Annotated in this window: 18 protein-coding genes; 11 read left to right on the top strand and 7 right to left on the bottom strand. The window is 45.4% G+C overall.

Annotated elements, in window-relative coordinates:
• Positions 1–5 precede the first annotated feature (5 nt).
• The gene (locus AAGA51_RS00210; protein ID WP_042489406.1) at positions 6–563 is read right to left on the bottom strand and encodes an L-threonylcarbamoyladenylate synthase; all 558 of its coding nucleotides are present in this window, start codon (positions 561–563) and stop codon (positions 6–8) included.
• Positions 564–799: 236 nt separating this feature from the next.
• Here AAGA51_RS00210 and purE point away from each other — a divergent pair, with 236 nt between their 5' ends.
• Together purE and AAGA51_RS00200 are read left to right on the top strand one after the other, a co-directional pair.
• On the top strand, positions 800–1,285 hold the full coding sequence (purE, locus tag AAGA51_RS00205; RefSeq protein ID WP_042489409.1) for a 5-(carboxyamino)imidazole ribonucleotide mutase: 486 nt from the start codon (positions 800–802) through the stop codon (positions 1,283–1,285).
• Between the two features lie 3 nt (positions 1,286–1,288).
• A complete protein-coding gene (locus tag AAGA51_RS00200; protein WP_042489411.1) occupies positions 1,289–2,422 on the top strand; it encodes a 5-(carboxyamino)imidazole ribonucleotide synthase in 1,134 nt (377 codons plus the stop codon).
• Positions 2,423–2,473: 51 nt separating this feature from the next.
• On the opposite strand, the gene AAGA51_RS00195 is transcribed toward AAGA51_RS00200, so the two are convergent.
• Genes AAGA51_RS00195 through AAGA51_RS00180 form a run of 4 tightly spaced genes read right to left on the bottom strand, consistent with a single transcriptional unit; the run spans position 2,474 to position 5,757 of the window.
• Positions 2,474–3,037: a DNA topoisomerase family protein gene (locus AAGA51_RS00195; protein WP_042489414.1), complete on the bottom strand. Its 564-nt coding sequence runs from the start codon at positions 3,035–3,037 to the stop codon at positions 2,474–2,476.
• Between the two features lie 15 nt (positions 3,038–3,052).
• A complete protein-coding gene (locus AAGA51_RS00190; RefSeq protein ID WP_042489417.1) occupies positions 3,053–3,529 on the bottom strand; it encodes a DUF494 family protein in 477 nt (158 codons plus the stop codon).
• 2 nt (positions 3,530–3,531) lie between these two features.
• Positions 3,532–4,647: a DNA-processing protein DprA gene (dprA, locus tag AAGA51_RS00185; protein ID WP_042489419.1), complete on the bottom strand. Its 1,116-nt coding sequence runs from the start codon at positions 4,645–4,647 to the stop codon at positions 3,532–3,534.
• 12 nt (positions 4,648–4,659) lie between these two features.
• The gene (locus tag AAGA51_RS00180) at positions 4,660–5,757 is read right to left on the bottom strand and encodes a LysM peptidoglycan-binding domain-containing protein (RefSeq protein WP_042489421.1); all 1,098 of its coding nucleotides are present in this window, start codon (positions 5,755–5,757) and stop codon (positions 4,660–4,662) included.
• A 138-nt stretch (positions 5,758–5,895) separates the two neighbouring features.
• Here AAGA51_RS00180 and def point away from each other — a divergent pair, with 138 nt between their 5' ends.
• The 6 genes from def to AAGA51_RS00150 all read left to right on the top strand — a co-directional run bounded on the left by def (position 5,896) and on the right by AAGA51_RS00150 (position 12,228).
• The gene (def, locus tag AAGA51_RS00175; protein ID WP_042489422.1) at positions 5,896–6,408 is read left to right on the top strand and encodes a peptide deformylase; all 513 of its coding nucleotides are present in this window, start codon (positions 5,896–5,898) and stop codon (positions 6,406–6,408) included.
• A 16-nt stretch (positions 6,409–6,424) separates the two neighbouring features.
• On the top strand, positions 6,425–7,372 hold the full coding sequence (gene fmt, locus AAGA51_RS00170) for a methionyl-tRNA formyltransferase (RefSeq protein ID WP_042489423.1): 948 nt from the start codon (positions 6,425–6,427) through the stop codon (positions 7,370–7,372).
• Between the two features lie 121 nt (positions 7,373–7,493).
• A complete protein-coding gene (gene rsmB / locus AAGA51_RS00165) occupies positions 7,494–8,774 on the top strand; it encodes a 16S rRNA (cytosine(967)-C(5))-methyltransferase RsmB (RefSeq protein ID WP_042489424.1) in 1,281 nt (426 codons plus the stop codon).
• A gap of 62 nt (positions 8,775–8,836) precedes the next feature.
• Positions 8,837–10,213 carry a Trk system potassium transporter TrkA gene (gene trkA, locus AAGA51_RS00160; RefSeq protein ID WP_042489427.1) on the top strand — a complete coding sequence of 459 codons (1,377 nt, stop codon included), beginning with the start codon at positions 8,837–8,839 and terminating at the stop codon, positions 10,211–10,213.
• Between the two features lie 15 nt (positions 10,214–10,228).
• Positions 10,229–11,674 carry a TrkH family potassium uptake protein gene (locus AAGA51_RS00155; protein ID WP_042489431.1) on the top strand — a complete coding sequence of 482 codons (1,446 nt, stop codon included), beginning with the start codon at positions 10,229–10,231 and terminating at the stop codon, positions 11,672–11,674.
• A 2-nt stretch (positions 11,675–11,676) separates the two neighbouring features.
• The gene (locus AAGA51_RS00150) at positions 11,677–12,228 is read left to right on the top strand and encodes a DUF3157 family protein (RefSeq protein ID WP_042489434.1); all 552 of its coding nucleotides are present in this window, start codon (positions 11,677–11,679) and stop codon (positions 12,226–12,228) included.
• On the opposite strand, the gene trhA is transcribed toward AAGA51_RS00150, so the two are convergent.
• Both trhA and AAGA51_RS00140 read right to left on the bottom strand, forming a co-directional pair.
• On the bottom strand, positions 12,225–12,869 hold the full coding sequence (gene trhA / locus AAGA51_RS00145; RefSeq protein WP_042489437.1) for a PAQR family membrane homeostasis protein TrhA: 645 nt from the start codon (positions 12,867–12,869) through the stop codon (positions 12,225–12,227). The genes AAGA51_RS00150 and trhA overlap by 4 nt on opposite strands.
• 90 nt (positions 12,870–12,959) lie before the next feature.
• Complete coding sequence (locus AAGA51_RS00140) at positions 12,960–13,751, bottom strand: sporulation protein (protein ID WP_042489439.1); 792 nt, start codon at positions 13,749–13,751, stop codon at positions 12,960–12,962.
• Positions 13,752–14,065: 314 nt separating this feature from the next.
• On the opposite strand from AAGA51_RS00140, the gene AAGA51_RS00135 reads away from it, so the two are divergent.
• The 3 genes from AAGA51_RS00135 to ccoG all read left to right on the top strand — a co-directional run bounded on the left by AAGA51_RS00135 (position 14,066) and on the right by ccoG (position 16,306).
• Entirely contained in the window at positions 14,066–14,233 is a 168-nt protein-coding gene (locus tag AAGA51_RS00135; protein ID WP_102955528.1) for a hypothetical protein, read from the top strand.
• Between the two features lie 112 nt (positions 14,234–14,345).
• Entirely contained in the window at positions 14,346–14,615 is a 270-nt protein-coding gene (locus AAGA51_RS00130; protein ID WP_042489442.1) for a YihD family protein, read from the top strand.
• 266 nt (positions 14,616–14,881) lie between these two features.
• Entirely contained in the window at positions 14,882–16,306 is a 1,425-nt protein-coding gene (gene ccoG / locus AAGA51_RS00125; RefSeq protein WP_042489445.1) for a cytochrome c oxidase accessory protein CcoG, read from the top strand.
• The last annotated feature ends 2 nt before the right edge of the window (positions 16,307–16,308 follow it).

The raw sequence follows: 16,308 nt of genomic DNA, 5'->3' as shown, positions 1-16,308 counted from the left end.
GTGAGTTAGCCCTGTCTTAATACTTGTAGGGTTTTCGCATCGCGAATTTCACTTGGTTTGTTACGCCCGCCAGTTGCGCCACGCAGAATCGCAACCAGTTTGTCGCCAAGCTGCTCTTCAACCTCTTCCGTTGTCATACACGAAGGTTGACCAGTTAAGTTTGCACTGGTTGAGGTTAGCGGTTTACCGTAAGCGTTACACAGTTGTTGAACCAGAGGATGATCGGTCACACGCACTGCGATGGTATCAAACTGACCACTTACCCATTTGGATACTTTACTGCTCGCAGGTACAACCCAAGTGACAGGACCGGGCCAGGTTGATTTGATTTGTTGTAATTGTTCTGCGGTTAACTGGCTTTCATCTATATAAGGAAGCAGTTGTTCGTATGAGGCTGCAATTAAAATCAAGCCTTTCTCTACAGATCTTTGCTTTAGTTGCAGTAACTTCTCGATGGCTTCAGGGCTGTCTGGATCGCAACCCACACCAAAAACACCTTCTGTCGGGTAAGCAATCACTTCACCAGACTGCAATGCATGTAAAGCTTGTTCAAAATTATTCACGAAAACTACCTAATTGAGCTGACTTATTTCTATTTGCGCCCAGTGTACAAATTATCGGTGACTTCGCCTATACCTTAACGAACGGAAGTTCAAACCACCCTTCCATCAACATCGAAGGGTAATTTATGCGCCAACATTTGTTGATTACAACAACGCAATCGTTTGCTTGAAGTAAAAATCCTCGTATAATGCGCGGCGTTCGCTCACCAAAATAAATATGCTTGAAGGAGTTTGAGATGAAAGTCGGTATTATCATGGGTTCCAAATCGGATTGGCCAACCATGAAACTTGCAGCAGAGATGCTAGAGCAATTCGGTGTTCCTTATGAAACGAAAGTAGTTTCAGCTCATCGCACTCCACAACTCCTAGCAGACTACGCAAGCAGCGCGAAAGAACGTGGCCTGAAAGTGATTATCGCTGGTGCTGGCGGTGCTGCCCACCTACCGGGAATGACAGCAGCATTCACTAGCTTGCCGGTTCTTGGTGTACCGGTTCAGTCTCGCGCTCTTTCTGGCTTAGACTCTCTATACTCTATTGTTCAAATGCCAAAAGGCATTGCGGTAGGTACGCTTGCAATTGGTGAAGCTGGCGCGGCTAATGCTGGGCTTCTAGCGGCTCAAATCATCGGTACTTTTGATGAAGAAGTGATGGCAAAAGTGGAAGCTTTCCGCACGGCTCAAACAGAATCTGTACTGGCAAATCCAAATCCAGCCGAGGAATAATTGATGCACGTATTGGTATTAGGTTCAGGTCAGCTTGCACGTATGATGTCATTGGCTGGCGCACCACTTAATATTGAAATTTCTGCGTTTGACGTTAACAGCAAGAATGTCGTTCATCCTTTAACTCAAGCTGTGATTGGTCATGGTTTAGAGCAAGCGATTGAAAAGGCTGATGTCATTACCGCTGAGTTTGAGCATATTCCTCATGATGTGCTTGAAGTGTGTGAACGTAGCGGAAAATTCCTGCCAAGCACTGACTCCATTAAAGCTGGCGGTGACCGCCGACTTGAAAAAGCACTGTTAGATAACGCTGGCGTACGTAATGCAAAGTACACCGTTATTAATAACCGTGAAGATTTCGATACTGCGATCGCGCATGTAGGCGTTCCTATGGTACTAAAAAGTGCTTTAGGTGGTTATGACGGCAAAGGTCAATGGCGTCTGAAGAACAAGGAAGATGCAGATAAAATTTGGCCAGAAATGGCAGAGTGTATTGCTTCTTCTAATAACCAAGCGATTGTTGCAGAAGAATTTGTTCCTTTTGACCGTGAAGTTTCTCTGGTTGGTGCTCGTGGCAAAAATGGCGAAGTTGCCGTTTATCCATTAGCTGAAAACGTGCACGTGAATGGTGTCCTTAGCCTTTCAACCGCTATTGATGCTCCTGAGCTACAAGAACAAGCAAAAGAGATGTTTACCGCTGTGGCAAACAGCTTAGATTACGTTGGCGTTTTAGCTCTAGAGTTCTTTGATGTTCAAGGAAAACTACTGGTTAACGAAATTGCACCTCGCGTACACAACTCTGGTCACTGGACACAACAAGGTGCGGAAACCTGTCAGTTTGAAAATCATCTGCGCGCGGTTTGTGGCATGCCATTAGGCAGTACCAAACTGGTTCGCGAGACATCGATGATCAATATTCTTGGCGAAGACTCGTTACCAGAAAGCCTGCTAGCAATGGAAGGTTGCCATATTCACTGGTACGGAAAAGAAAAGCGTCCGGGCAGAAAAATGGGTCACATCAACGTGACGGCTGATTACCACGGTGAATTGGTTCGTAAACTGTGTGAACTGGCGGATGTTTTAGATGCAGAAGCATTTCCAGCGGTTCAGGAAGTTGCGAAACAATTTAAATCTTAAGATTTAACTCCAGATACAAAAACGGCGCTTAAAGCGCCGTTTTTTATGGTTCTATTCCTGAATATGCCCACACTTGCGATCCGCACATTGATACTTAGTGCCGCTAGCGAGCTTCTTCTCAACCAGTAATGAGAAACCACATTTCTCACACTTACCTGCTACTGGAGGTAAGTTAACGGCAAATTTGCACTTAGGGTAAGTATCACAAGCATAAAACGTTTTACCAAAACGCGTTTTACGCTCGGCAAGATGCCCTTTACCGCACTCAGGACAAGCATGTAGCTTGCTTGGCTTGGTTTCATCTGCAGGATTATCTTGAGATTCGATATGGTGACATTTAGGGTAAGCACTACAGCCGATAAACATGCCATAACGCCCTTGGCGCAATACCAACTCACTCCCACATTCAGGACATGGCACACCAAGTTCTTTCACTATGTGTCCGTCATTCTGGTGCAGTGGTTTTATGTAGTCGCAATCAGGATACTGAGTACAGCCGAGAAACGGGCCGTGTTTGCCATGGCGAAGCTGTAACGCTCCGCCACACTTCGGACAAGGTTCGTTCAGCGCATGTTCATGAGCTGAAAATAGCTCGCTATCAATTTTACCGCTCATAATACGTTTATTAGCTTAATGAAGAATACCTTGCTCTTTGCTGTACAAGAGCTCTTCCATAAGCGTATAAGCGTTCTCATTCCCGGGAACATTGAACAGCACCATTAGAATGATCCACTTCAGGTCATCCAACTCTAATTCATTGGTCTCTAGCCCCATCACTCGATCGATCACCATTTCGCGAGTTTCAGGTGTTAATACCTTAATTTGCTCTAAAAATAGGATGAAACCACGAGATTCTAGGTCTAGACGCTCCATCTCTTGCGCTGTAAAAATACGCATAGATGTCGCCGCACTGGTTGAAATCGCTGACTGTGCATCCGTTTGTTGCAATGCTGCTAGCTCTTCTAACCAGTTTAGGGCTTTGTAGATATCTTTTTGGTGAAACCCTGCTCGAAGCAATTCATCTTCAAGCTCGTCTTGATCCACTTGCAACTCTGCATCGCTATGGATATAAGTTTCAAACAGATACATCAGAATATCCATCATCATAGCTAGCCCCTCCCCTTACGAATATAGCCACCGGAAACTGCAACAACATGCCCTGAAAGCTCAAGCTCTAAGAGCTGCATCATGACTTCTTGGACAGGTATATGGGTCCTGCTTGCAAGAATATCAACTGGTATAGCTTCTTCTCCTACGTTAGCTAACAGCTCGGGAAATGGCAATTCATCTTCGCTATTTAAGGGTAAAAAAAGTGTATGCTGACATTGCTGAGGCTGTAAGCGATTGAAATCCAGCATAGATTCAAGTTCATTAACAATGTGTTGTACATTCTGAACTAAGCATGCGCCCTGCTGAATTAAGCGATTACTGCCCACACAATTGGGATTAAGAATAGATCCCGGTACCACAAAAACCTCTCGGTTTTGTTCTGTTGCATAGCGAGCGGTAATCAAAGATCCGCTTTTTTCCGCCGCCTCAACAACCAGAACCCCCATAGATAAACCACTGATAATTCGGTTGCGCCGAGGAAAATGGGTTGGGCGAGGTTTCGCGTTAGGACGAAACTCTGAAACTAAAGCACCGTTTTCTATAATACGAGCCGCGAGATTTTTATGTCTCGAAGGATAGATAGACGCTAGCCCAGAACCTAAAACAGCGATCGTTTTGCCACCAGCTTTCAAAGCGCCATCATGCGCGTAGCCATCAACTCCCAAGGCTAAACCACTGGTGATCACCAACTCTTGTTCCACTAACTGCCCTGCAAACTGATGGGCAATCTTCTGACTATCAATACTGGCGTTACGACTACCAACAATAGCGATTTGTGGTTGATTCAATGTTTCCAGTTGTCCTTCAACAAACAGAACATCTGGTTTTGAGGAGATTTGTTGCAGAAGAGCAGGATACGAATCACACAATGGCGTGATGATATGCCTTCCGGCTTGTGCCTTTAACCACTCGAGAGATTCTTCCACCTCTCGCTGAGCATCATGCATCAAATAGTGAATCTGATCAGAAGCCAACCCTACCGACTGCCACTGGCTGGCTGAATAGCTAAAAATGTTGGAGAGGGAATCTCGGCTCAATAACTGTTTAACAGACTTTTTGCTCAATTTTGGCGTAAAACTTAGCGCCAACCATGCTGATAAATCCCTTTCATTCATGACTAACTCTATTTAATCGTCTTTATCAGCAGATTGAGGTAGAACGGCATTAGCCGCGAGCGGAGACAAGGCCATAACATCTTGATTGAATGCCGTTTGACTGCGGGTAATTAACGCTAAGCTGAATTTGTCATAAGGACGGATGACCATCAACTCGCCGACTTTCTTACTTGGCAGTGGCATCCCTTTATCAAACCATTTCTTTTCATAGCTAAACTGACCTTTCAAACCAAAAACATGGCTACCGGTGTTATAAACTTCGAACATACAGCCTTGTTTTAAGCCATCTTCACCACCTTGGTTCAAAACAACAACCTGCCCTTGAGCATAATATTGACTGCCTTCTAGCGCTCCCAATATACGGGCATTGGCACTTTCCGGAGCAGGATGGGGAAAAAATGTGGTGGTCAGTTTCAAACTTTCGATATTGACTAGGGGTAAAACGATATCGTTTTGCACGACTTCTTGAGATTGCTCTTTAATACGCAATGTTGAAATCGTTTCGTCGGATCGGACAAGTTCGCCCGTCGCGATTAGGCGCAGTGCCACTAATACTTCCTTCTCTCGCTCAAATTCACTGGCTGGACGATAAACACCCCACTGAGCCTGAGTATGATGCCCTGTAAAATAGAGCACATCTTGTTGGGTGATGTACTGATGTCCTTCACTATCCCCTATTACTTTACTGCTGGTCGCCAAAACCTCTTTGTTTATCAATCGGTCAGACTGCAAATAAGGCATCACTAAACCTTGTTCCACAATCGGCACCGGTTGCTTTTTCACTTTACGAACTTTAGGGCTTAGGGTGACTTTAGGTTTGAACTTCAGCTGAGGCTTACCGTTGTTCCAGACTAAATAGAGCTGATCACCGGGATAAATTAAATGTGGGTTTTCAATATCAGAGTTGATGTCCCACAACTGCGGCCACAGCCAAGGGTTGTTTAAGTACATGGCCGATATATCCCACAAGGTATCTCCTTTCACGACTGTGTAAGTCGTCGGCGCGCCTTGCTTAAGCGTCAATTGGGTAGGTTGTTGGGCGAAAGCCTTTAAAGAAAAGCTATTTAGCGCAATGAACACTAGGAGAAAATAACCTTTCAATCGAGTCATGACCTTATATCCTGCGTTAAATGAATGAGAATGATTTTGATAAATCACGCAGGATGCTGTCATTTGACTCATAAAATGTCTAGAATTGAGCCAACAAGCTTTATCCTGTTTCGGCCTAGTTCAATATTTCGAGTGTATATGTCTGTATTACAAGTATTAACATTCCCAGATGACCGTCTTCGCACCGTTGCCAAGCCGGTTGAAAAAGTCACACCAGAGATCCAAACCATCGTAGATAACATGATTGAAACCATGTACGACGAAGAAGGTATTGGTTTAGCTGCGACGCAAGTCGACATTCACCAACGCATCGTGGTGATTGATATTTCTGACAGCCGTGATCAGCCAATGGTATTGATTAACCCAGAAATTATTGAGAAGCGCGGCGAAGATGGTATTGAAGAGGGCTGTTTATCTGTCCCTGGTGCTCGTGCTCTTGTGCCACGTGCTGCTGAAGTCACCGTTAAAGCTCTTAACCGTGATGGTGAAGAATATACTTTTGAAGCAGATGACCTTCTGGCGATTTGTGTACAACACGAATTAGACCACTTAGAAGGCAAACTATTTGTTGATTATCTTTCACCGCTAAAACGTAAGCGCATCAAAGAGAAGCTAGAGAAAATCAAACGCTTCAACGATAAGAATCAATAAAAATAGAGAGGTTACCTTGAGCCAATCATTACGTATTGTCTTTGCAGGTACTCCGGATTTCGCCGCCCGTCACTTGGCGGCGTTGTTGTCTTCGGAGCACGAAGTTATTGCAGTTTATACTCAGCCGGACCGTCCTGCGGGCCGAGGTAAAAAACTGACTGCCAGCCCAGTAAAAACTCTAGCGCTTGAGCATGATATTCCTGTTTATCAACCTGAGAACTTTAAATCAGATGAAGCCAAACAAGAGTTGGCTGATCTAAATGCTGATTTAATGGTCGTGGTTGCTTACGGCCTACTATTACCGCAAGCGGTTTTAGATACACCAAAACTGGGTTGTATTAATGTGCATGGTTCAATCCTGCCACGCTGGCGTGGTGCCGCACCGATTCAGCGTTCTATCTGGGCGGGTGATGCAGAAACAGGTGTAACCATCATGCAAATGGACATCGGTTTAGATACAGGCGATATGCTGAAAATTGCTACGCTGCCAATCGAAGCAACGGATACCAGCGCGTCCATGTACGAGAAACTTGCAGATCTAGGCCCACAAGCGTTGGTTGAATGTTTAGTCGATATTGCGAACGGCAATGCGAAAGCTGAAAAACAAGACGATGAGCTTGCCAATTACGCCAAGAAACTGAGCAAAGAAGAAGCTCGTATCAACTGGAGTGATGATGCAGCACACATCGAACGATGCGTTCGTGCATTTAATCCATGGCCAATGAGTCACTTTGAGGTTGCAGAAAACAGCATCAAAGTTTGGCAAAGCCGTGTTGTGGATCAAAGCTCAAACCAACCAGCTGGTACCATAATACAAGCCGACAAAACTGGTATTTATGTGGCAACAGGTAAGGGTGTATTGGTGCTAGAACAGCTTCAAGTTCCGGGCAAAAAAGCGTTGCCTGTGCAAGACATCCTAAATGCACGTGCAAGCTGGTTTGAAGTTGGCACACAACTGAGCTAAGCAGTTTTAACCACCTTATCGATGGGTGGAGATATAACCCAGACCTGATATTACACAGGATGGGCAAAGTACATTAATCACAGGGGCAGAGATGTCCCTATTGAATTTTAAGGGTTTCACCATGAATGTTCGCGCAGCAGCTGCTAACGTCCTTTTCCAAGTGGTCGACAAAGGTCATTCACTTTCTCACGCTCTTCCAGCAGCTCAAAAAACCATTCGCCCGAGAGATCATGCACTATTGCAAGAGATTTGCTACGGCGCTCTACGTTATCTCCCTCGTTTAGAGTCTATTGCCAATGAGCTGATGGAGAACCCTCTCAAGGGTAAAAAGCGCGTTTTTCACCACCTGATTCTGGTCGGGCTTTATCAATTAGGTTTCATGCGCATTCCTTCTCACGCAGCGGTTGCTGATACAGTGGAAGGAACAAAAACTCTGCGTGGTGAAAACCTAAGTGGACTCATTAACGCTGTATTGCGTAATTATCTGCGCAACCAAGAAGAGCTGGACCAATTCGCAGTTAGTCACAACGCGGGTAAATATGGTCACCCAAATTGGATTCTTAAAATGCTGCAAGAGAGCTACCCAGAGCAATGGGAAGCAATCGTAGAAGCGAACAACAGCAAAGCTCCAATGTGGTTGCGTGTGAACCGCCAGCATCATACTCGCGATGAATACCAAATCCTTCTGGACGAGGCGGAGATTGAATACACTCTTCACCCAGAAGCAGCAGATGCGATCAAACTGACTACACCTTGTGATGTCACTTTACTTCCGGGCTTTGAAAAAGGCTGGGTATCGGTACAAGATGCAGCAGCACAATTGGCGATTGATTACCTTCAACCAAAAGAAGGTGAACTGATTCTAGACTGTTGTGCGGCGCCGGGTGGTAAAACTGCGCATATTTTGGAACATACCGAAGATACAGAAGTGGTTGCACTTGATAGCGATGCGACACGACTGAATCGAGTGCACGACAACCTAGAACGTTTAAATCTGAAGGCCGATGTTATTTGTGGTGATGCACGTTATCCGCAACATTGGTGGCAAGGCGGACAATTTGATCGTATTTTGCTCGATGCTCCATGTTCTGCGACAGGTGTCATTCGTCGTCATCCGGACATCAAATGGTTACGCCGCGCGAATGATATTGATGCATTAGCCGAGCTACAACGTGAAATATTGCAGGTAATGTGGCAACAATTGAAGCCTGGTGGTACGTTAGTTTACGCAACATGCTCAATTACCCCTCAGGAAAACGTCCTGCAGGTTAAAGACTTTTTAGCGCGTACAGCTGACGCGCAACTGATTGGTTCAGATCCAGAGCAACCAGGTCGTCAAATCCTTCCTGGTGAGCAAGATATGGATGGCTTCTACTACGCTGTTATGGTTAAAAACGCGTAAGTTATTGAATCAAAGGCAGCCTCAGGCTGCCTTTGATATTAGTAGAGAATAAGAGAACAGGTATGAAAATCATCATTCTTGGTGCAGGGCAAGTTGGCGGAACACTCGCCGAAAACTTAGTGGGCGAAAACAACGATATTACTGTTGTCGATAAAAACGGTGACCGCCTCAGAGAACTGCAAGATAAATATGATTTACGCGTTGTGAATGGCCATGCCAGTCACCCTGACGTACTGAGAGAAGCAGGCGCACAAGATGCAGATATGCTGGTTGCGGTAACCAATACCGATGAAACCAATATGGCAGCCTGCCAAGTCGCTTTTACTCTGTTTAACACCCCGAACCGAATTGCCCGTATTCGTTCACCTCAATATCTTGCTGAAAAAGAAGCGTTGTTCCAGTCAGGCGCGGTACCCGTCGATCACCTAATCGCACCTGAAGAACTGGTGACAAGCTACATCGAACGCTTGGTTCAATACCCGGGCGCTCTACAAGTGGTTAGCTTTGCAGACGAGAAAGTCAGCCTAGTAGCGGTAAAAGCCTATTACGGTGGTCCACTGGTGGGTAATGCGCTATCAGCGCTACGCGAACACATGCCTCACATTGATACCCGCGTTGCAGCTATCTTCCGTCAAGGTCGACCAATCCGCCCTCAAGGCACAACCATCATTGAAGCGGATGACGAAGTGTTCTTCGTCGCAGCAAGTAACCATATTCGCTCTGTCATGAGTGAGTTGCAGCGTTTAGAAAAACCTTATCGCCGAATTATGATTGTTGGTGGCGGCAACATAGGCTCAAGCCTAGCAAAACGTCTTGAACACACTTATAGCGTTAAGCTGATTGAACGTAACTACAGCCGCGCGGAACAACTTTCCGAAGAGCTGGAGAACAGTATCGTTTTCTGTGGCGACGCCGCAGACCAAGAACTGCTCACTGAAGAGAACATCGACCAAGTTGATGTGTTCATTGCCTTAACCAACGAAGATGAAACCAACATCATGTCAGCGATGCTGGCAAAACGCCTTGGTGCGAAAAAGGTAATGGTACTGATCCAGCGTGGCGCATACGTCGATCTGGTTCAGGGTGGTGTAATTGATGTGGCGATTTCTCCGCAGCAAGCGACCATCTCAGCCCTTCTTACTCACGTTCGTCGTGCAGATATTGTTAACGTATCTTCTCTTCGCAGAGGCGCAGCTGAAGCGATTGAAGCCATCGCTCATGGTGATGAAACGACCTCAAAAGTTGTTGGCCGTGCAGTAGGTGATATTAAGCTTCCGCCGGGTACTACCATTGGTGCTATTGTACGTGGCGAAGAAGTTTTAATTGCCCATGACCGTACGGTTATTGAGCAGGATGATCACGTTGTAATGTTCCTTGTGAACAAGAAATACGTGCCGGACGTCGAAGCGTTGTTCCAGCCAAGTCCTTTCTTCTTATAGGATGCCGGCGTCACTATGCTGAATTTACGCCCCATTTTGTTTGTCGTTGGGTTAGTTCTCTCAAAACTAGCCCTGTTTATGTATGTGCCAACCATAGTCGCATTCATAACGGGTACAGGCGGATTCCTCGATTTCGCACAAGCCGTCATCATCACACACATTGTGGCTTTCATTTGTTTGACCATAGGCCGGACATCCGATTTTCGTCTCAGTGTGCGAGACATGTTCCTTATCACCAGTTTAGTGTGGACGGTTGCCAGTGCGTTCGCTGCACTGCCTTTTGTCTTCATCAACCACATCAGCTTTACCGATGCCTACTTCGAAACCATGTCTGGCTTAACGACCACAGGTTCAACCGTGTTGAGTGGGCTTGATGATATGGCGCTAAGCATCCTGTTATGGCGTTCGATTTTGCAATGGCTTGGTGGTGTAGGCTTTATCGTAATGGCGGTAGCTGTACTACCAATGCTCAACGTCGGTGGTATGAAACTGTTCCAAACGGAGTCTTCTGACTGGTCTGATAAAAGCAGCCCGCGAGCCAAAACGGTCGCGAAGAACATCGTTGCGGTCTACTTAGTGCTGACCCTGCTGTGCATTATGGGCTACATGCTGACTGGAATGGGCTTATTTGATGCCATTAACCATGCGTTCACCACGCTGTCCACTGGTGGTTACTCAACTTCTGACAGCTCAATGAATCACTTCTCTAATGGTGCTCATTGGATTGCTACTCTGTTTATGTTCCTTGGTGGACTGCCATTCCTGCTGTTTGTGGCTACGTTGAGAAAACGTAGCCCTATGGTGCTGTTGAAGGATGCACAGGTACAAGGGTTCTTCCTGCTGTTCATTGTTGCAAGTCTAGTGGTTGCGGCATGGCTCAATCTTAACAATGGCTACTCAGTACTGGACGCTCTGCGCGTATCCATGTTCAACATTGTTTCCGTGGTCACCACCACAGGGTATGGGCTTGATGACTTCACGGCTTGGGGCGCACTTCCAACCACGCTATTTGGTTTTATTATGATGGTGGGAGCCTGTTCAGGTTCGACGGCGGGTGGTATTAAAATCTTCCGTTTCCAAATCTGCTTCGCCTTACTGAAAAACCAGATGATGAGGCTGATTCACCCAAATGGCGTTTTCGTTCAGCGTTATAACCAACGCCCTGTGAATGAAGATATTGTCCGCTCCGTGGTTGCTTTCGGTCTTACCTTTGCTATCACCATCATTTTAATTGCTGGTTGTTTATCCGCGATGGGACTGGACCCTGTGACCAGTATTTCAGGGTCGATAACCGCAGTTGCAAACGTCGGACCGGGAATGGGTACAGTCATTGGTCCAACGGGTAACTTTGCCCCACTGCCGGATGCGGCAAAATGGGTGTTAAGTTTTGGCATGCTGATGGGGCGTTTAGAGATTTTGACGATACTGGTGTTATTCTTCCCAGCGTTCTGGAGACGCTAATCATGAAATGTATCCCTACTTCAGTGGCAATCGCTTTAATTGCCATCACTGCTAATGCAGCAGCTAGCCAAGTCATCGAACTAGAGGATGGACGTAAAGTTCAGCTCAATGATGATTTTACTTGGCAATATGTTCAGCCTGAAAATACTCATCAAGCAACAGCCCTTGCTGTAGCTGCGCCCATTATCTCTTCACAACGCGGGACAACACTCGTACTTGAAAGCGGCAAACCAAGCCTGCAACTGTCTGACTCTGGTGTGGATATTGTTATTGGTACCGCAAGTTACCAAAATGGTAAGGTCGTTTTACCAACCGCTATCACCAACCAAAGTTCGCTATCGGTGATCAATGTTCAACTCAAGATAGAGCTTTTGGACAGCCAGGGGAAAAAGCTTGCAGAGCAAGAAACGACGGTTTGGCAATCTATAAAACGTCTGGCGGACACCTATCTGCGACCAAAGACAGCCGCAGAAGGCAAAGTGATAGAAATTGAAGTGCCGAAAGCAGAGAGCTATCAGCTTATTGCGACGGTTTCAAACCTAGAAACCCGCTAAATCGGATTTACGTACAGATAGATCGCCAAGAAGTGGCAAGCGCAGCCCGCTAGTACAAAGCCATGCCAAATCGCGTGGTTATATGGGATGCGCTTCGCTACGTAGAAAATCACACCCAGTGAATAAACCACACCACCCGCCGCCAGTAGTGTTAAACCGCCCACATCCAGATTCAAAGCTAGCTGGTAAATAACCACCAAAGATAACCAGCCCATTGCGAGATACGAGAACAGGGAAAAACGCTTAAATCGATACACAAAAGCGATTTTCATGACGATACCCAACAGAGCAATCGACCAGATCACTATCATCAAACCAAAAGCAAGCGGAGTGCGTAAGCCAACGAGCAGGAAAGGGGTATAGCTACCCGCGATCAATAAGTAAATGGCACAGTGGTCGAAGATTTTTAACCAATGTTTCGCTCTTTGATGAGGAACGGCGTGGTAAAGTGTCGAAGCAAGAAACAGTGCGATCATGCTGCCACCATATACGCTCATGCTGGCAATAGTCAGGGCATCTGCACTATGGTTTACCGCTTTTACCAGCAATAAAACCAAGCCAACAATACCTAATATCAAGCCAATACCATGACTAATCGCATTGGCTATTTCTTCTTTCACACTGTATTCACTCACTGACATACCACACCCACATAGAACAGGACAGTAGGCAGATTATGACACATTCAGCTTACAACTGTAAGCTAGAAATGTTAATTTTTAGTTAAGCGACTATGAGTGAGAATCCAGATATTCAAGAACTCTTGTCCCAGCAGCTTGTGGTGATTCACCGCTAGTAATCGTCATTTGACGTTTTAGTTCTCCTAAACCCAAAAGACTCGCCAGCATGCCTGTCGCCCCTCTTTGGTAGCGATCAATTTCAAACCACATTTGCAAAGAGTCCTTGTCGCGGTAAGCCACAATTTCTAACTCACGCCAGCGACCATGAAAAGGCCCAGTGGTCGGAACAAACTCGAACTCTTGCACAAATGGCAGTGCAAAGCCTTTTGCAGCTTCACACTCAACTTGGCGTAAGCGCAACCCGTGTTCTTCCAACTCAGAAAAAATACCATCCATCAAAGGATCAGGCCGAACGGTCAAAATATCTTTATCGGTCGGATCAAGCGCCATCGCAATATCGAGACCAGTCTCCAACCAAACTTTGGCATCGCCAATAGTCACCGGGGTGTTCCAAGGCACATCCATCTCAACATCAAAATCGCGCGTCTCGCCAGGCTGAATAGTAAATGAATACGGGAGCGACCAATCCGCTAGAACGTAAGTGCGATGTTCTTTACGCTTACGTGAACCTTGCTGTTTGGAACTGTCTTCGAATACTTCTTCTACATAGCGGCAGCAAAGTTTTAATTCAATATTATCAATATCCTGCGCACTCGAACCGCCATAAACATGGACGGTAAATTTCACCGATTGGCCAGGATAAAGTACTTCTTGTTGAAGAACGGAATCCACCTTTGCGGAACCTATTCCAAAACTTGCGAGGGTTTTCTTGAGAAACGACATACACACCTCCTTCTATCGCTATTCATAGTAAAGCGCATTCCATAGTAAAACGTATGAATAAAAAAACTCAATTGCAGTTCTCACACAATCAATTCATTTTTTTTAACATATTGACTGGTTAACTATCGACCAATTGAAAACTTGGTGCTAATCTAACTTCGATATTATTTATATCGTTATTCCTAGACAATTTAAGTGGATTGGCGATTGCCAGAAGGAGCCATCCTTCAAACACCTCGGTGCCAGAAGAGCAGCTCATAGTTGCCTAGGTCCATTACATCGGCAATGGATATGCCTGACTGTTAGGTAAATGAATGCGCCCAACAACTGTCAGGTTTTCGCACACAAACCGTAGTGCAATGCGTCGTCGTAGTGGCTTCGTTGCTGCGCCGGTTGCGAAAAAGCTCGCACCTGCAAAAACTCTTGTTGAGACCAATGCACTGACTGCATCGCCAGAGACAAAAGTCGAACAGGCTGCTTAATATAGAAAAGCGCAGATTGCTTATAAATAGCAATATGCGCTTTTTTCTTTTCTACTTTTTCCTACATTTGATACCTTTAGCTTAAAACCATTAAAAGAATGTGGAGAAAGCTATGAAGTGTCACCGTATTGAAGAATTGCTGGAGTTACTTGAGCCTGAATGGCAAAAAGATTCTGAATGCAACTTACTACAATTCATCGTGAAATTAGCAGGCGAAGCGGGTTACAAAGGTCAGTTGGAAGAACTCACTGACGATGTTCTCATTTATCACCTTAAAATGCGTAACAGCGCTAAAGATGAAGTCATTCCCGGATTGAAGAAAGATTACGAAGATGATTTTAAAACCGCACTGCTTCGTGCTCGTGGTGTCATCAAAGATTAAGAAACTCATCGAACGGAGCGACTTTCATGTCGCTCTTTTTTGTTATCACCGTTTTTTTAGCAACGAGTTTGTGTTGATAACTGACCAGAAATACACATTTTGTTGTTAAAGATTGATTGCCTTAAAGAAATAAAAATGTTGATGGCGTTATAATCGCCCACTTATTAAAACAATACTCATCCTTCTCACTGAGTGCGGAAGGGGAAAGCAATGTCAGAGAGTGCCGTCATTTTGAAACGGCACCAAAAAGCCCAAAGGAATATTCCATGAGTCAGGACAAAATAGACATTAAAGATGTGACTCCCAAAGTCTTTAATCCCAAAACCCACAAAGGTCAGGAAGGAGACAGATTCAACCCGAGCAAAGGGATATACGTTCGAGAAAGTAAAGGCACTTACCAGAAACTGCGTCGCTATGGTGGCTGGTTCTTATTATTACTTTTTGGATTGGTACCTTGGATCTCTTACGGCGATCGCCAAGCTATTCTATTGGATATGGGTAACCAACAGTTCAACTTTTTCGGCACCACACTTTATCCGCAAGATTTAACCTTGCTTGCACTCCTGTTTATGATTGCCGCATTCGGACTGTTCTTCCTGACCACATTCTTAGGACGAGTATGGTGTGGCTACCTCTGCCCACAAACCGTATGGACCTTTATGTACATATGGTTTGAAGAAAAGCTCGAAGGCAGCGCCAATAAACGTCGTAAGCAAGATGAAGGCAAAATGACGGCTAAACTGGCGATGCGTAAAACGCTCAAGCATATTGCTTGGTTTGCGATTGCGTTAATCACCGGTTTCACTTTTGTTGGCTATTTCGTGCCTATTCGCGACCTAGTTATCGACTTTTTCACTATAAATGCAACTTTCTGGCCGGTGTTCTGGGTTCTGTTCTTTGCCATCTGTACTTATGGTAATGCGGGTTGGATGCGTTCAATCATGTGCATTCACATGTGTCCTTACGCTCGTTTCCAATCTGCTATGTTTGATAAAGACACCTTCATTGTTGGCTACAACACCGATCGCGGTGAACAACGTGGACCTCGTTCACGCAAAGCCGATCCTAAAGCACTAGGTTTGGGTGACTGTATTGACTGCGACTTGTGTGTTCAGGTGTGCCCTACTGGTATCGATATTCGTGACGGCTTACAGTATGAGTGTATCAACTGTGGTGCCTGTATCGATGCTTGTGATACTACGATGGAACGTATGGGCTATGAGAAAGGTTTGATTAGCTACACCACAGAGCATCGTCTATCCGGTAAACACACCAAAGTTATGCGTCCAAAACTGATTGGCTATGGTGCAGTGTTACTGGTTATGTGCGGGCTGTTTGTCGCTCAAATTGCCGCGGTCGACCCTGCTGGTCTAAGCGTGATTCGCGATCGTAACCAGTTATTTAGAACCAATAGCGCAGGTGAAGTAGAAAATACCTACACGCTAAAAGTCATCAACAAAACACAACAGACCCAAGATTATCAACTTGATGTCTCAGGGCTCACTGATGTGACTTGGTATGGTAAACAAACAGTACAGGTGAAACCGGGCGAAGTGGTCAACCTACCAATGAGTTTAGGTGTCAAACCGGATAGCTTAAGTTCTCCTGTTGCGACAATTCAGTTTATACTCAGCGACGATACCAACCAATTCACGATAGAAGTTGAAAGCCGCTTTATTAAGAAGCTATAGAC

Source organism: Vibrio diazotrophicus, assembly GCF_038452265.1.
Classification (GTDB): Bacteria; Pseudomonadota; Gammaproteobacteria; order Enterobacterales; family Vibrionaceae; genus Vibrio; species Vibrio diazotrophicus.
Note: the sequence above shows the minus strand (reverse complement) of the source record. Positions and strands in the feature narration are given on the sequence as shown.

What these genes read in the sequence shown, in the direction of transcription:
- purE (WP_042489409.1), top strand. Translation starts at nt 800, where the DNA reads ATGAAAGTCGGTATTATCATGGGTTCCAAATCGGATTGGCCAACCATG.
- AAGA51_RS00200 (WP_042489411.1), top strand. Translation starts at nt 1,289, where the DNA reads ATGCACGTATTGGTATTAGGTTCAGGTCAGCTTGCACGTATGATGTCA.
- AAGA51_RS00195 (WP_042489414.1), bottom strand. Translation starts at nt 3,037, where the DNA reads ATGAGCGGTAAAATTGATAGCGAGCTATTTTCAGCTCATGAACATGCG.
- AAGA51_RS00190 (WP_042489417.1), bottom strand. Translation starts at nt 3,529, where the DNA reads ATGATGATGGATATTCTGATGTATCTGTTTGAAACTTATATCCATAGC.
- dprA (WP_042489419.1), bottom strand. Translation starts at nt 4,647, where the DNA reads ATGAATGAAAGGGATTTATCAGCATGGTTGGCGCTAAGTTTTACGCCA.
- AAGA51_RS00180 (WP_042489421.1), bottom strand. Translation starts at nt 5,757, where the DNA reads ATGACTCGATTGAAAGGTTATTTTCTCCTAGTGTTCATTGCGCTAAAT.
- def (WP_042489422.1), top strand. Translation starts at nt 5,896, where the DNA reads ATGTCTGTATTACAAGTATTAACATTCCCAGATGACCGTCTTCGCACC.
- rsmB (WP_042489424.1), top strand. Translation starts at nt 7,494, where the DNA reads ATGAATGTTCGCGCAGCAGCTGCTAACGTCCTTTTCCAAGTGGTCGAC.
- trkA (WP_042489427.1), top strand. Translation starts at nt 8,837, where the DNA reads ATGAAAATCATCATTCTTGGTGCAGGGCAAGTTGGCGGAACACTCGCC.
- AAGA51_RS00155 (WP_042489431.1), top strand. Translation starts at nt 10,229, where the DNA reads ATGCTGAATTTACGCCCCATTTTGTTTGTCGTTGGGTTAGTTCTCTCA.
- AAGA51_RS00150 (WP_042489434.1), top strand. Translation starts at nt 11,677, where the DNA reads ATGAAATGTATCCCTACTTCAGTGGCAATCGCTTTAATTGCCATCACT.
- trhA (WP_042489437.1), bottom strand. Translation starts at nt 12,869, where the DNA reads ATGTCAGTGAGTGAATACAGTGTGAAAGAAGAAATAGCCAATGCGATT.
- AAGA51_RS00140 (WP_042489439.1), bottom strand. Translation starts at nt 13,751, where the DNA reads ATGTCGTTTCTCAAGAAAACCCTCGCAAGTTTTGGAATAGGTTCCGCA.
- AAGA51_RS00135 (WP_102955528.1), top strand. Translation starts at nt 14,066, where the DNA reads ATGCGCCCAACAACTGTCAGGTTTTCGCACACAAACCGTAGTGCAATG.
- AAGA51_RS00130 (WP_042489442.1), top strand. Translation starts at nt 14,346, where the DNA reads ATGAAGTGTCACCGTATTGAAGAATTGCTGGAGTTACTTGAGCCTGAA.
- ccoG (WP_042489445.1), top strand. Translation starts at nt 14,882, where the DNA reads ATGAGTCAGGACAAAATAGACATTAAAGATGTGACTCCCAAAGTCTTT.